General features: G+C 42.4%; 15 protein-coding genes. 12 read left to right on the top strand and 3 right to left on the bottom strand.

What is annotated here, in order from left to right; all coding sequences use genetic code 11:
- The first annotated feature begins 3 nt into the window (after positions 1–3).
- Together I4Q58_RS01845 and I4Q58_RS01840 are read left to right on the top strand one after the other, a co-directional pair.
- Positions 4–840: a glycosyltransferase family 2 protein gene (locus I4Q58_RS01845; RefSeq protein ID WP_203293142.1), complete on the top strand. Its 837-nt coding sequence runs from the start codon at positions 4–6 to the stop codon at positions 838–840.
- Positions 837–1,847, top strand: coding sequence for a hypothetical protein (locus tag I4Q58_RS01840; protein ID WP_203293140.1), 1,011 nt, complete (start codon positions 837–839; stop codon positions 1,845–1,847). The genes I4Q58_RS01845 and I4Q58_RS01840 overlap by 4 nt, the downstream gene beginning before the upstream one ends.
- A 1-nt stretch (position 1,848) precedes the next feature.
- Here the strand turns inward: I4Q58_RS01840 and I4Q58_RS01835 are convergent, their stop codons facing one another.
- Positions 1,849–2,640 (bottom strand): sulfotransferase family 2 domain-containing protein, encoded by a 792-nt coding sequence (locus I4Q58_RS01835; protein WP_203293138.1) that lies wholly within the window; start codon positions 2,638–2,640, stop codon positions 1,849–1,851.
- On the opposite strand from I4Q58_RS01835, the gene I4Q58_RS01830 reads away from it, so the two are divergent.
- Positions 2,639–3,472 carry a glycosyltransferase family 2 protein gene (locus I4Q58_RS01830; protein WP_203293136.1) on the top strand — a complete coding sequence of 278 codons (834 nt, stop codon included), beginning with the start codon at positions 2,639–2,641 and terminating at the stop codon, positions 3,470–3,472. The genes I4Q58_RS01835 and I4Q58_RS01830 overlap by 2 nt on opposite strands.
- The gene (locus I4Q58_RS01825) at positions 3,472–4,335 is read left to right on the top strand and encodes an FkbM family methyltransferase (protein ID WP_203293134.1); all 864 of its coding nucleotides are present in this window, start codon (positions 3,472–3,474) and stop codon (positions 4,333–4,335) included. Before I4Q58_RS01830 ends, I4Q58_RS01825 begins: the two co-directional genes overlap by 1 nt.
- Before the next feature lie 18 nt (positions 4,336–4,353).
- Here I4Q58_RS01825 and I4Q58_RS01820 read toward each other — a convergent pair whose 3' ends face one another.
- On the bottom strand, positions 4,354–5,334 hold the full coding sequence (locus I4Q58_RS01820; protein ID WP_203293133.1) for a hypothetical protein: 981 nt from the start codon (positions 5,332–5,334) through the stop codon (positions 4,354–4,356).
- Between the two features lie 4 nt (positions 5,335–5,338).
- Positions 5,339–6,787, bottom strand: a complete 1,449-nt coding sequence (locus tag I4Q58_RS01815) for an MBOAT family O-acyltransferase (protein ID WP_203293131.1) — start codon at positions 6,785–6,787, stop codon at positions 5,339–5,341.
- A 281-nt stretch (positions 6,788–7,068) separates the two neighbouring features.
- Here I4Q58_RS01815 and I4Q58_RS01810 point away from each other — a divergent pair, with 281 nt between their 5' ends.
- Genes I4Q58_RS01810 through I4Q58_RS01775 form a run of 8 tightly spaced genes read left to right on the top strand, consistent with a single transcriptional unit; the run spans position 7,069 to position 14,929 of the window.
- Positions 7,069–7,821, top strand: coding sequence for a glycosyltransferase family 32 protein (locus I4Q58_RS01810; RefSeq protein ID WP_203293128.1), 753 nt, complete (start codon positions 7,069–7,071; stop codon positions 7,819–7,821).
- Positions 7,818–9,041, top strand: coding sequence for a glycosyltransferase (locus I4Q58_RS01805; RefSeq protein WP_203293126.1), 1,224 nt, complete (start codon positions 7,818–7,820; stop codon positions 9,039–9,041). The genes I4Q58_RS01810 and I4Q58_RS01805 overlap by 4 nt, the downstream gene beginning before the upstream one ends.
- Positions 9,038–10,150 (top strand): GDP-mannose 4,6-dehydratase, encoded by a 1,113-nt coding sequence (gene gmd, locus I4Q58_RS01800; RefSeq protein ID WP_203293124.1) that lies wholly within the window; start codon positions 9,038–9,040, stop codon positions 10,148–10,150. The genes I4Q58_RS01805 and gmd overlap by 4 nt, the downstream gene beginning before the upstream one ends.
- 4 nt (positions 10,151–10,154) lie before the next feature.
- Positions 10,155–11,261 carry a GDP-L-fucose synthase family protein gene (locus I4Q58_RS01795; RefSeq protein ID WP_203293122.1) on the top strand — a complete coding sequence of 369 codons (1,107 nt, stop codon included), beginning with the start codon at positions 10,155–10,157 and terminating at the stop codon, positions 11,259–11,261.
- Positions 11,254–12,036 carry a glycosyltransferase family 2 protein gene (locus I4Q58_RS01790; RefSeq protein WP_203293120.1) on the top strand — a complete coding sequence of 261 codons (783 nt, stop codon included), beginning with the start codon at positions 11,254–11,256 and terminating at the stop codon, positions 12,034–12,036. The genes I4Q58_RS01795 and I4Q58_RS01790 overlap by 8 nt, the downstream gene beginning before the upstream one ends.
- Positions 12,033–12,917 carry a glycosyltransferase family 2 protein gene (locus I4Q58_RS01785; protein WP_203293118.1) on the top strand — a complete coding sequence of 295 codons (885 nt, stop codon included), beginning with the start codon at positions 12,033–12,035 and terminating at the stop codon, positions 12,915–12,917. Before I4Q58_RS01790 ends, I4Q58_RS01785 begins: the two co-directional genes overlap by 4 nt.
- Positions 12,910–13,923 (top strand): glycosyltransferase family A protein, encoded by a 1,014-nt coding sequence (locus I4Q58_RS01780; protein ID WP_203293116.1) that lies wholly within the window; start codon positions 12,910–12,912, stop codon positions 13,921–13,923. Before I4Q58_RS01785 ends, I4Q58_RS01780 begins: the two co-directional genes overlap by 8 nt.
- Positions 13,913–14,929, top strand: coding sequence for an N-acetylneuraminate synthase family protein (locus I4Q58_RS01775; RefSeq protein WP_203294330.1), 1,017 nt, complete (start codon positions 13,913–13,915; stop codon positions 14,927–14,929). The genes I4Q58_RS01780 and I4Q58_RS01775 overlap by 11 nt, the downstream gene beginning before the upstream one ends.
- The last annotated feature ends 3 nt before the right edge of the window (positions 14,930–14,932 follow it).

The raw sequence follows: 14,932 nt of genomic DNA, 5'->3' as shown, positions 1-14,932 counted from the left end.
ATTATGGAGTCATATCCCTTTATATCTGTTATTATACCCACGTTCAATTCCGGAAAGACGATCGTGGCTACTATTGAGAGCGTTTTCAACCAAAAATTTCAAAAAGTTGAAACGATTCTTATGGATGGTGGCTCTAGCGATACGACCAAGGCCATCGCTCAAAAATGGAAGCAGAAACTACCGGAGCTGAAGTGGTACCAAGAAACAGACAAGGGTATTTACGATGCTATGAATAAGGGAATTCGGAAGGCTACGGGCAAATGGCTATTGTTTTTGGGCAGCGACGATACCTTGCACCATCCAATGGTATTACAAAAGCTTTTCGAAACCTTGAACCATACCACCGCCGATATAGTCTATGGCGATGCCAAGATAGTGGGCGATACCGGTTGGGCAAAGGATGGCGATCTATATGATGGTCCATTCACATTGGAAAAACTATTGGAACAGAATATTTGTCACCAGGCCATGTGTTATCGTACCTCCTTTGTACGGGAACAGATAGGCGATTTCAATCAGCGGTATGTAAAAAGTGCCGACTGGGACTTCAACCTGCGTTGCTGGGCAAAGGGACGTTTTGAATATATCGACTTGGTCATCGCGAACTTCGCCGCGGGAGGTGTTTCAACCGAAACCACCGATCATCCCTTAATCGAGGATTTCGTACCGAACGTACAGCAGTATTTTGGATGGAAGCTTTCACATCCGCTACTTCAGAAAAAGGGCACTTGGTATTATCCGCATGTACGTCGATTGCAGCAGGAAAATCGGTCAGTTCCTCAAAAACTGATTACTTTTACGAAGCGAATTCTTCGAAAACTGAAAAAAACCGTTTCATGAGTAGCATCACCGAAGTTGCCTTCACTATTTGTTCCAATAATTACCTAGGTCAGGCCCTCGCATTGAAGGAGTCGTTTTTGGAACACAATCCAAGTTTTCAGTTTTATATCGTTTTGGTCGATACCAAACATCCCAATATCGATTATGACGTGGTAAAACCGGCTACCTTATTGCCCATAGCCGATATCGAAACCTTGGATGTGCCCGACCTTATTGAACGGTATTATATTATCGAGCTGAATACTTCGGTAAAACCAACAGTTTTTAAATACCTCTCAACGAAACATCCAGATGCAACGGCCATGTATTACCTGGATCCGGATCTCTATTTTTACGGTTCAGTACACGAATTAAACGTAAAGCTACAAACCAAAACCGGTTTGCTGACGCCCCATGTTTTGAGTCCGATTCCCCGCGATGGTCAACAGCCAGAAGAGAATACATTTTTACGATTTGGGATATACAACCTTGGTTTCTTCGCCATTAATCCGCAGCGGGAAGAAGCGAAGCAGCTATTGGATTGGTGGGAAGAACGCGTTATAAAATATGGGTATGACCGCCCAACAAAGGGCTATTTTGTCGATCAGCTTTGGATGGCACAGGCTCCGTTGTTTTTTAAGGATATTGAAGTATTGGATAGCTATGGCTATAATATGGCCCCGTGGAATTTGCATGAGCGTGAGATTATCAACATACAGGAAGATAACATCGTCCTGAATGATGGCAATTCTTTGGTTTTTTATCATTTCAGCAAGCTGTCAGAAGATCCACAGGCTATTTCACGGGAATATAACCGCTACGATTTTTCCGATTTTCCCAAGTTGAAGAAAATATATGAAGAGTATATGGCACATCTTATAAAAGTGGATTATCATTCCTACAAAAAAATTCCAATTGGCTATCCGGTACGCATGAACCTTCAGGCACCGGTAAAGAAGCGATCGCAGCTTTCCAAAATGGTACAGGGATTGGCCAACCGGCTAGATAGTCTAGCAAAGAAACTGTAAGCTAGTCCCCAAACTCAAAATTAAAGTAATCGATTTCATCCTTATAAAGCGAATACACTAAGTCCTTCGTAACATCGGTATAGTTCTCGGTATAGTGACCATATTTTCGGACCAGTAGCTTTGGCAACGTAGAATCTGAGATGTTCAAGTGCTCGCAAACGGTATCAAAATCCTGTTGAAGGGTTTCGAAGCGGCCGATAAAGTCCATGGGAACTGCGCCCTTACTATCCGTAATAAAATGCAGTTGCGAAAAGGTTTGATGATTGACCTTTGTTAAAAGAAAATCTTCATAAGACAATCCTTCATCGGTAATATTGAACTTCCTTCGCATCCGTTCATCCTTCATAATATTTGCATACCAGGAATACAGCCGGGCCCAGGTATTTCGTACAAAAGTGAATTTGTAAAAGGATTCGTATTCTGCTTTGGTAAGTTCCGGAAACGCAGCGGTTTTAAGAAAGCGGTAGGCACTATTGGGTTTTCCGATTTTTAGGGCATATAACCCTTTTCGGAAGTAGAAGGAACGTTCGGTTAATCGTTCGATGTCACGTAGGGTTCGATGGTCTTGTACATCGGCTTCAAGGGTGTTGAAATGCCCGAGTTTCTTCTCGATACTCGTTCCCCCGGTCTTGAAGTTATGGATAAAGATAAAGGCTTTTTCCTTGGAAATCATCGGACGGCTGCTGACTAATTTACGTCTTAGCCGCCAAAGATAGTAGTAAAAGTTTATATTTACCCTGTCTTCAAAATTCATACTGTACACGAACACAAATCGCGAGCTTTCGTAATCCATGCCTAGAATTTCTATTATAACCGTAAATTATAACGATGCTGAAGGGCTTCAAAAAACGATGGATAGTGTGCTTGGGCAATCTTTTTCCGACTTTGAATATGTGGTTATCGATGGCGGGTCCTCCGACAACAGTGCTCAGGTTATCGAAGAACGACAACGGCAACTAGCATATTGGGTGAGCGAAGCTGATACGGGTGTTTACGAAGCTATGAACAAAGGATTGCGCCAAGCCAAAGGCGATTACGTATTGTTTCTGAATAGCGGCGATCGGTTTCATTCGACTGAGGTGTTAGAGCGTGTAGCACCGGCATTGACCACGGGTGAAGATATTTTGTATGGCAATATGGTTTTTCAGGGGAAAAACACCGAATTTCTACGAGAGTATCCCGACACCCTGACTTTTCAGTATTTTTTGGAACGCTCTATTCCGCATCCGGCAGCCTTTATTCAACGCTCCCTTTTTGATCAATTATTTTATTATTCTGAAGTCTTCAAGATTGTCTCCGACTGGGAGTTTTTCATCTATGCGGTATGTATTAAAAGAGTGTCGTATCGCCATATACCGGAAACGATTTCGATATTTCAAATGGATGGGCTTTCCAACGATCCCAAGAATGCGGCGCTAATGATGGAAGAGAAAATGAAGGTCTATCGAAACTATTTTCAACCCTACTATGAAACCGCCTTACAACATCAAAAACTTACCGCTTTAATGCAAACCGAAGAAATGAGATTGGTGCAGACGTTGCGAAAAGATCCTGCAGGTAAGAAATGGATGCTTCGTGGATTACGATGGCTATCGAAACGGTTTTCCAAAAAAGATACGAACTAGTGGCAAAACGATTCATTAAACGGATGTTGCTCGCACTTGGTATTTGGTACCCTGTTCGAAGATTTATTAAAAGGAATTTTCAGCAATCTGGAAGCTTTCAGGAGAAATACGGTAAACGAGATACATGGACATTTCCCTTAGCCACAATCGACCTTCAGTTCTCGGTCAGTGATGCGTATTCAAAACGTTGGTTTTTTCCACGCTATGATAAAAACCGTTACCATGAGCCAGCCGTTACCAAGCTCTTTATGGAATTGGTTGGAGAGAAAGATGTGGTGATGGATATCGGTGTACACTTGGGGTATTTCACCTGTCTTTCAGCCGTTTTGGCGAAGCAGGGTTCCGTGCATTCATTTGAAGTGGATCCTACCTGTATTCCATTGATTCAACAAAATATTAGAAAAAATAGGCTGACAAATGTTACGCTTCACAATAAAGCAGTATCCGATCAAGTAGGGACCGAGAAAATACCGTTAGGAGCTGGGCCGAATGCTAGTTTAAAACTGCAGCACACCCAAGACGCTATCGATGTAGCGAGTACCACTGTCGATAGGTATATCGAAACCACTGGAATTACGCCAACGCTCATTAAGATTGATGTTGAAGGAGCAGAAGAAAAGGTGCTGAAAGGCATGGGAAAAACCCTTCAAAAGGATGGCATCGTATTGTTAATCGAAATTCATGTGAAAGAGTTAACGGCATATTTCGATACGGACTATACCGCTATTCTTGAAGCGCTTTTATCGCACGGTTTTTCGGTGTATGAAGTGAAGGAGCATCGTTCTAACAATCAAAAACTAAAAAAGCTCACGACTAAAAGTCGTTTACAAGGGAATGCCATGGTTTATTGTGTAAAGGAATAGTGATTGAAAGCAAACCGCTTATTTCAAGTTGCGAACGGCCGAAATTGAATGGGCCAATTCCGATTTTGCTTGTAAACATCGTCCTATTTCATCTTTGGTAGTTATTATTTCCAACAAGGCTTTCATCCGTTTTTCACGTCCCTTCGCATTTAAGTGATACACCATATCAAAAAACAGACTATCTGCATATACAAAGGTTTCAGGACGGTTTAGAATGTCCATTCTAAGATGGTTGTTGATATAATTGGCAGTTTTTGAAATTACCTTCTCATTTTTCTGAAATTCTGAAAGCGGGTAAGGAGGGTACAGAAAATAGACGCAAACTCCCTTTCGTTGGGCGAAGGCATAAAACTCATTTAAAATTTCGACACCTTCCCAATCGCGGTACTGCAATTCCTCTTTTCCTTTAAGCTGTTCGTGATGTCCATTATTGAAAGTTGAAACAATATCGCCATAAGTGTTGAAGCTGTCCTTTGGATATCCGCTTTCGGCTATCCCTTTCAGATGATGGTCGATTACATATTGAAGATTATTACGGGTTCTTTTTAGTCCCGACCGCACCTCTTTACTGAAATCGGCTTCAAAATAGGTAGATGCTTCCGGATAAATAATGCTTGCTTGCCTTTTCACACGATAGTCGCCTTCTCCAGACAACAGGTATTCCAATGAAATGAAGATTACATCGCCCTTTTCAACCACCGCTTTCAACTCATTGGTTATAAAGGAAACGCCTAGGCCGTAATGAATTCCTAGGTTCACAACAGGCATCGAAAATGTTTCTTCCAATTGCCGGCTATCGGTGCCAAATGCTACATTAGAACCACCCGCAATAAAGATGGTGGGCTCGTTTAATTGTTCTATACGGAAGTGCTTCTGCTCCAAAGCGCCTAAGTAGGTGTTGCGTTCACGACTTCCATCGTTTACGAAGACGGCGACCATCAAATATCCGAAAACAAGTAGCGCTAAGAAATATAACGTGAATGTTAGAAACTTTTTCATATCCTTAAAATTGAAAATAGATAAACTGTTGTTGTTCCCCAGTGAAATAGAACAACAGGAATACAATACCAAAATAAACACTCCAGCGCACCGGCTTTGGCCAAGGTGTTCCTATGTTTTCTATGGCGAAGGCATCGTCTCTTCCCAACCACTCCATTATCATAAATGCACCGAGCAATAAGAGCAACGGCCGTACTTCGCTATCAAGATGAAAGGTTGGGAATTGAAATAGGGAAGCATCAAAGATGCCACCGATATATTGAAAAGCATGCGCTAGGTCGCGGGCTCGAAAGAAAATCCATGCAAAACAGGTAAGCATAAATGTCAGTGCAATTTGTGCAAACTCATGCAACGAGGGCAAATCTTTTCCTACGGCTATGCGTCCCATAAATTTCCGATTCCTTTTGGTTACCATCAAGGGCAGAAAGTAGAGGGCGTTCAGCGCTCCCCAAGCGATAAAGGTCCAGTTGGCGCCATGCCAAAAACCGCTTACCAAGAAAATGATGAAAATGTTCCGAACTTTCTTCCAGGAGCTGCCGAGACTTCCCCCCAAGGGTATATATAAATAATCGCGGAACCATGTGGAAAGTGAAATATGCCAACGTCGCCAAAATTCAGCGATATCTCTCGAAAAATAGGGATAGTTGAAATTGTTCATCAAATCGAAGCCAAACAGTCGTGACGTACCAATAGCAATGTCAGAATAGCCCGAAAAGTCGCCGTAAATCTGAAAGGCGAAGAAAACGGCACCCACCAACAAAGTGCTACCGGAAGCATCTTCTGAACTATTAAAGATGATGTCGGCATAACGCGCACAGTTATCGGCTATTACCACTTTTTTGAACAGTCCCCACAAAATCTGTCGTAATCCATTCACGGCTTGATTGTACTCGAATGACCGTTTTTGGAGAAACTGCGGTAATAAGTGCGTGGCACGTTCGATCGGACCGGCAACCAGCTGAGGAAAAAAGCAAACAAAGGCTGAAAAAGCAATAAAATCCTTGGTGGGCTGCAATTTCCGATTGTAGATGTCGATGGTATAACTCAGCGTCTGAAAGGTGTAAAAACTAATGCCTACAGGAAGAATCAGGGAAAGGGAGCTGGGCCGAATAGAACCGCCAAAAAAGGAATAGGCTTCAACAAAATTCTCTAAGAAAAAATTATAGTATTTAAAGACCGCCAAGAATCCTAAATTGACCAAAATACTGATGGAAAGTAACAGTTTTCGATGACGTTTCTTCTCCTGTCTATGCAAAAGGTACCCTACGCTATAATCTACGAAGGTGCTAAAAATGATAAGTAGCAGAAAGCGCCAGTCCCACCAACCATAGAAAATATAACTGGCAATGACGATAAAGGCGTTCTGCAGACGAAGATTTCTGTGTACAACAAACCAATAGAGCAAAAACACTATGGGCAGGAAAATGGCAAAATCCAACGAATTAAAAAGCATCTCTTTCTTCCACTTTACTAAGCTTCAGAAACAAAGGCATTTTGCCATTTAGAAGCACGGCTTTCCGCGTTCCAAGGGGTGAAATCAGCATACCTTTGCTTCTCATTTAACGAAATGCTGAGGAGGTATACTGCGGTAAAGATATAAACTTCTGTGAATATGTCGGTATTCTCACGTATCCAACTACGAAGTTTGGAGGCGAAAAGGGCATTACTAAATTGTATTTTCTATTTTTGATGACTTCAATGCGAATTATTGGTCAATTTCGATAAGCAAGTTTCATGATTCCAAAAATCCTACATTATTGCTGGTTCGGTGAAGGTGAGAAGCCCAAAACCTTTCAGCGTTGTTTGGAAAGTTGGAAAACGCATTGTCCCGATTTCGAGATTAAGGAATGGAACGAGGAAACTTTGGCACCCTATCGAAACCGATTTGCGGAAGACGCCTTACGAAAAGAGCGGTATGCCTTTGTAGCCGATGCCATACGGGTAGCTATCTTGAAAAAGGAGGGGGGTATCTATATGGACACCGATATGCTGTTACTACAACCCATCGATTCGTTATTGCACTATGATTTTTTCACGGGCTACGAAGTAGCGGGGCGACCGGCTTACGGGATGTTTGGGGCTGTTCCGGCACATCCGATTATCAAGCAGATGCATGCTTTTTATGAAGCGAACCGATTCGATCCGTTTTCGCCACCCGTAATTACACATACTTTTAAACACTTGGTAACAAAAGAGCACCTTGGTGCCAACGATATTATCTTGGACTACGATTACCTTTACCCGTTGCCCTATCAGGAGCGACAGGATTCGTATGAATCTTATGTCACTGAAAACACCCTAGCGGTTCATTTATGGGACCATTCTTGGCATTCACCTAAAAAGGAAACGCTTTGGCGCTGCCTTCAACATTTGAATTCGGTGGCAATCGACTATGTCTTTTACGGCTATCCAAAAAAATATTTTAAGCGCTATACCAAGGAATTTTCAAGAAAAGCGTATCATCGTATAATCGGGAAACGCACGTGAAGGTACTTCATATCAATACATCACCAAGAGGTGGCGCGGGAATTGCAGCTATGCGCCTACAACAAGCGTTGTTGGAAAAGGAAGTGGCTGCTGCCTTTATTTCAAATACAAAAACCATCGATTTTGCGGGTGAAGTAATGGCTGATCCCTTTTTCAACTACAAAAAAGCTGGGCTTGGGAAGAAAATCAAGCAAAAGTTGATGCCTTCCGCCGATAGACAGGTTAAGGACAAATTGAAAGCGCTGGCTGATACTTTGCAATACGAAACGGTTAGTACGGCGTATGCTCCCTATACAATCGAAAAACATCCCTTGGTGGCACAGGCGGATATCCTTCACCTGCATTGGGTAGGTGGCTTTGTCGATTACCCGAGTTTCTTCAAAAAAATAAAGAAACCCATTGTGTGGACCTTACACGATATGAATCCGTTTAAAGGCTTGTTTCACTATGAAGAAGATGAAAAAAGAAATGAAAAATGGGTAGGCGCGGTCGATCGGCAGCAAGCTACATTAAAACGAAAAGCGATTCAGCAAATATCGAAAGGTGCCCTCGTCACCCCTTCAAAATGGATGATGGACAAAGCCGTGAAAAGTACCGTTTTCGACCACTTTCAGGAAAAGGAAGTAATTCCCAATGGTATCGATCTCAACCTATTTTTACCTCAACCAACGGAATCCTTTAGAACAACGCATGGTATTTCGCCTACCGAAACTGTTTTATTGTACGTAGCAGGCGGAAAGACAAATAATCGAAAGGGAGCTATTTTGCTACAAAATGCCCTTGCCAAAATAACCACGCCCATAACCTTGATAATCGTTGGAGAAGTGGACGTTCAGCTAAGGAATACTGCTGTGAAAACCATACCTTTGGGATTCGTGAAAAATCAAGCTTCATTGGCTGTTTGCTATGCTGCAGCCGATGCGGTGGTCTTGCCGAGTCGCGAGGACAATTTGCCCAATGTTATGCTGGAAGCCCTGAGTTGTGGAACCCCGGTAATAAGCTTTCCCAACGGGGGCATGAAGGAGCACATTGAAGAAGGGAAGACAGGTTATGTGGCTACAGAGGTTTCGGATGAAGCGCTCTATATAGCCATCCTAAAATTTATGGACACCAAAGCGGTGTTCGATGAAGATGCGATTCGCGCATATGCAGAAGAACATTTCAGTTTTGACCAACAAGCATCTTCGTACCAGAAACTATACAAAAGAATACTGATATGAAAACGGCTTTTATCACAGGAGTTACAGGTCAGGATGGGGCCTATTTAAGTGAATTTTTATTGAAAAAGGGATATAAGGTCCACGGATTGAAACGTCGATCCTCACTTTTTAATACCGATAGGATCGACCACTTGTACCAGGATCCCCATACCGATAATCGAAACTTCATTCTACATTATGGCGACATGACCGATAGTACGAACCTTATTCGTATTATCAAGGAAGTGCAGCCCGATGAAATCTATAACCTTGCGGCCATGAGCCATGTAAAGGTGTCCTTCGAAATGCCAGAATATACTGCCAACGCTGATGGGCTGGGTGCCTTACGAATCTTGGAAGCTGTCCGCTTCTTAGGGATGGAGAAAACAACGAAGATTTATCAGGCGTCTACCTCTGAACTTTACGGAAAGGTGCAGGAAGTGCCACAAACCGAAACAACACCCTTTTATCCCAGAAGTCCGTATGCCGTTGCTAAAATGTATGCTTATTGGGCTACGGTGAATTACCGAGAGGCGTATGATATGTTTTCGTGCAACGGAATTTTATTTAACCACGAATCGCCCGTACGCGGGGAAACCTTCGTCACACGAAAAATCACACGAGCTGCGACTAGAATTGCGCTCGGATTGCAGGATATGATCTATATCGGAAATATGGATGCCAAACGCGACTGGGGACATGCCAAGGATTATGTACGCATGATGTGGATGATCTTGCAGGCAGATGAACCAGAAGATTGGGTAATTGCCACGGGAAAAACCACCTCGGTACGCGACTTTATTCGAATGGCTTTTAAGGCCTTGGGAATTGAATTGCGATTTGAAGGAGAAGGTGTCGACGAAAAGGCCTATATCGCTTCATCCAGCAATCCAGACTATAAAGTTGAGGTGGGGCAGGAGGTATTGCAGGTAGATCCGAAATATTTCCGTCCGACGGAAGTCGATTTGCTTATCGGCGATGCCACCAAGGCAAAGGAGAAGTTGGGTTGGGAACCGGAATACGACCTTCAGGACCTAATCAACGATATGGTCGATAGCGACCTCAAGCTTATGAACAAGGAACAATACCTGAAAGAAGGTGGATTCCGAATTAATAATTATTTCGAATAAGAGTATGGAGAAAGACGCAAGGATATTTGTAGCAGGACATCGCGGATTGGTAGGAAGCGCCATTTTTCGAAAACTTCAACAATCGGGCTTTCAAAACCTGATTACACGCACACATGCCGAACTTGATCTAACGGATACGCAGGCCGTAGCCGATTTTTTCGCTTCAGAAAAGCCCGACTATGTGTTTTTAGCGGCTGCCAAGGTGGGAGGTATCGCTGCCAATAATAAGTACCGCGCAGAATTTATCTATGAAAACCTGATGATCCAGAACAATGTGATTCATCAGAGTTATAAGCATGACGTAAAAAAGTTACTGTTCTTGGGAAGTACCTGTATCTATCCAAAGGAAGCAGAACAGCCTTTGAAAGAAGATTCGTTACTGACCGCTCCTCTAGAATACACCAACGAACCCTACGCCATTGCCAAGATTGCCGGGATAAAGTTGTGTGAAAGCTATAACCTTCAATACGGCACCGATTATATTGCGGCTATGCCGACGAATCTATACGGTCCGAACGACAACTTCGATTTGGAAAAAGCACATGTGCTTCCGGCTTTGCTTCGGAAAATACATATCGGACATTGTTGGGAAGAGGGCGACTGGGATAGCATTCGAAACGATTTGAACAGTTTACCTATTGAGGGCGTGGACGGTTCGGCTTCAGAAGAAACCATCGTTCAGAAGTTGAACGATTTCGGTCTTAAGAAAGAGAATGATACTGTTTCAGTGGAAATCTGGGGAAGCGGCAAACCCATGCGCGAATTTTTGTGGGTAAACGATATGGCAGAAGCCTGTGTGTTTTTGATGGAAAAGGTTTCTTTTAGCGATATTCTAACGAACTATGATCGTAACGATAAGAATGAAATTCGGAATACCCACTTCAACATTGGAACCGGAAAAGATTGTTCCATTGCAGAATTAGCAAAATCTATTAAAGATATTGTTGGTTTCGAAGGTGATTTCTATTTTAATACCGACAAACCAGATGGTACCATGCGAAAGGTAACCGATGTCGATAAAATCAATACCATGGGATGGAAGGCGACGGTATCCTTGGAAGAGGGTATAGAAAACATGTACCAGTGGTACACCCAAACAAGAGATGAATAATCCACTTATTTCCATTATAACCATCAACTTCAATAATCTAGAAGGGTTGAAGAAAACGATGCGGTCGGTGGCGGAACAGACCTACCCCGAAATTGAGTATATCGTAATTGATGGAAATTCTACCGATGGCAGTGCGGAATATCTGGAGACCTACTCTGGTGCGCTTCAGTATTGGGTAAGTGAGCCTGATACCGGCATTTTTAATGCGATGAATAAGGGAATGGCAAAGGCTAGTGGCGACTTCCTTCTTTTCCTAAATAGTGGCGATGCCTTGACCGATGGATCTATTTTGGAAGCCTTTGTTTCTCATAAAAAATTTGAAGGAGAAATCATCTATGGTGATTATACATTTGAAGAAGGAGGGAAGCAATATCCCGATACGGTAACACCCTTGTTTTTTTTGAAATCATCGCTTCCCCATCAAAGTACCTTATTTCATAAAAGTGTTTTTGAGAAAATGGGTAGCTATCGTGAAGATTATCGCATTGCTGCAGACCGGCATTTTTATCTTTCCTGTTTGGTGAGTGATCAGTTTCAATTTTCACATGTACCAATCGCACTAACAGAATTTGATTTAAGCGGTGTTAGTAACGATAAGGACTTTCACAAGAAAAAGGAAGAAGAAGATATCGCGTTATTTATGGAGGTGTTGGGGGTGTATTATGAAGATTATCGCAGGCTACTTCACTTGGAAAGGGAAGTATATCATGCGAAACGCAATACGGTTTCCGGTATTTTGAAGCGCATTCTTAAAAGACTTACCTTAGGCAGATGAATAAAGAAGCCTTAGTAAGTGTTATCATTCCAACTTTCAATCGCCCCGATTATCTTGAAGAGGCTATTGAGAGTGTTGAGAAGCAAACCTATTCATCCATAGAGATTATCGTGGTAGATGATGGTTCTGAAAAACCCTATGCGAAGGCTATTTGCGAAAAATTTAAAAATTGTCATTATTATTTTAAGGAAAATGGGGGGCTTTCTTCGGCTCGTAACTTTGGAGTGAATTTGGCAAGAGGGAATTATATTGCATTTTTGGACGACGATGACCGTTGGAAGGAAGATAAGCTAGAGATACAGGTTTCAGTTCTACAAGCAGCGCCTAAAGTGGATTGCGTCCACAGTGCTGCAGTGGTGATAGATGAAACTGGTAACAATACAGGTGAGATCATTGGCGCCTCAAGGAATAAAGCCCATAAACGATCTGGTTATGTATTTTGGAATGCCTTGGGTGTATGGGTAGTAAAGTCGCCGACGCCATTAATTCGTAAAGAAGTGTTTGATGCTGGTTTAAAATTCGATGAAACGATTAAGGTTGGAGAAGACATCGATTTTTATCAACGTCTCTTTTTTAGACATGAAATCCACTACATACAAGAGCCCTTAGCCGAATATCGCATCTATGAAGCTGCCAACCGACTCTCTAAGAAACGCGCTGCTTATTTGGGTATCGGACTAAAAATGATGGATAATTTTAAGGCAATGGGCGTGCGGAACAAATGGGTGTTACACCGAATTGCCTCTAGGTTGGTTACTATGGAAGTACGAAATCATCGATTGGCCTATCCTGAAAAATCATTGCAGTTTAGTAGCTTTGAAAAGTTTGCATTCCCGAATAGATGCCTTCGAAAAATCGCTAATATTAAGTCTAATGCGTAAAGGGGTAAATCCAGAAAAAGATAAGAAGCTCAATTCCTACGGCTATCACCGTATCATCGTTCCCATTTATGTGCCGAATCTTGAAGGCTACTTCGAGCACGGAATGGCCGTAACCAAATTGTGTATTTCGTCGCTACTTGCTACCAAACACGACAAGTCTCTTCTTACGATTGTAAACAATGGAAGTTGCAAGGAAGTCACCGATTTTTTACAGCAATTATATAAAACCGGAAAGATCGATCAGCTCGTCCATTATAAAAATAATATTGGGAAAATCGATGCTATGATTCCCATAGCCAGAACATCGGAAGAACCACTCATAACCCTGAGCGATGGCGATGTGCTCTTTACCTCGGGATGGATGCAAGCTGTAGAGGAAATTTTCTTGAACTTTCCAAAAGCTGGGATGGTAGCCCCGGTTCCGAATCCGACCTTATATCGCGCGCATACTGAAAATACGCTCTTCGATGGTTTTTTCTCCGGAAGGTTGACGTTCCAATCTATATGTTCAGAAGAAGATTTACTGCGTTTCGCGAGAAGCGTTGGAAGTGAAGAAAGCATGTATAAAAAGAAAAGCAGGTTGCACTCCCAACTCACTATCGAAAAAAATGGCGTGACAGCCGTGGTAGGGTGTGGTCATTTTGTGGCGACCCTACGTAAGGAAGTATTTGAAAAAGCACCCAAAACGGGAAGTCATTGGGCGTATGCGGCTGCTGCCGATAGAGATTATATCGACCTGCCGAACGATCGTGCTGGCTTTTGGCGCTTGGCAACTCCTAAAAGTTATGCCTTCCATATCGGAAATCAGATTGAGCCTTGGATGCATAAGGTTGCTTCGAATAATGATGATGGGATTGTAGCTTCATCACAACAAATTCCGCCCCCGAAGCGAAGTAGCATAGGATATGGAGTAAAAAAAGCAATTAACCGACTTTGGTTGAACCAATATACACGTCCGTTCTTTTTTAAACGAATGGGACTAAAACGAGGATATGATGAATATTAAACCACCTTTTATTATAGCTGAAATCGGGCAGGCACACGATGGCAGCCTCGGAATGGTACATGCTTACATCGATGCCGTGGCTAAAACTGGGGTTGATGCGATTAAATTCCAAACGCATATCGCAGCAGCTGAAAGTAGCATGCACGAGCCGTTCCGCGTGAAATTTTCAACACAGGATAAAACACGCTTCGACTATTGGAAGCGAATGGAGTTTTCAACTGAACAATGGAAGGAAATTGGAAATCATTGTAAGGAGGTCGGTTTAACCTTTATTAGTAGTCCGTTTAGCAATGAAGCGGTAGATGTGTTAGAAGAAGCGGGAGTGGAATACTACAAGATTGGAAGTGGTGAAGTAAACAATTTTTTACTGTTGAAAAAGATTGTTTCAACCCAAAAACCCATCATCCTTTCCAGTGGAATGAGTTCATTTAAAGAATTGGATGAAGCTGTAGCGTTCCTGAAGAAGCATGACGCAGAATTTTCCATTCTTCAATGTACCACTCAATATCCGACCCAACCCGAGAATTACGGTTTCAACGTGATACAGGAATTAAAAGAAAGGTATGGGGTTACTGTTGGCTTTTCCGATCATTCCGGTAAGGTAGCCACGGGATTGGCAGCAGTATCCTTAGGTGCTGAAATCGTGGAAGTACATGTCGTCTTTAGCAAACAGCAATTTGGCCCTGATGTTTCTTCTTCACTTACCTTGGAAGAATTAAAACAGTTGAAGGAAGGTGCTTCCGACATATACAAAGCCCTACAGCATCCCGTGGATAATACGGATACTACAAAGTTTAGGGATGTGAAAGCTATCTTCGAGAAATCCTTGGCGGTAAACAAAGACCTGTCAAAAAACCATGTATTAAGGTTTGAGGATCTGGAAGCCAAAAAACCAAAAGGATATGGCCTCGATGCCTCTAAATTTGAATCGGTTATAGGAAAGAAACTATCGCAAAATATGAAGCAATGGGATTTTCTAACCGAAGATACTATCGAGATTCCATAAAAT

The sequence above is a fragment of the Luteirhabdus pelagi genome, from assembly GCF_016827595.1.
In the GTDB taxonomy this organism is placed as follows: domain Bacteria; phylum Bacteroidota; class Bacteroidia; order Flavobacteriales; family Flavobacteriaceae; genus Luteirhabdus; species Luteirhabdus pelagi.
Note: the sequence above shows the minus strand (reverse complement) of the source record. Positions and strands in the feature narration are given on the sequence as shown.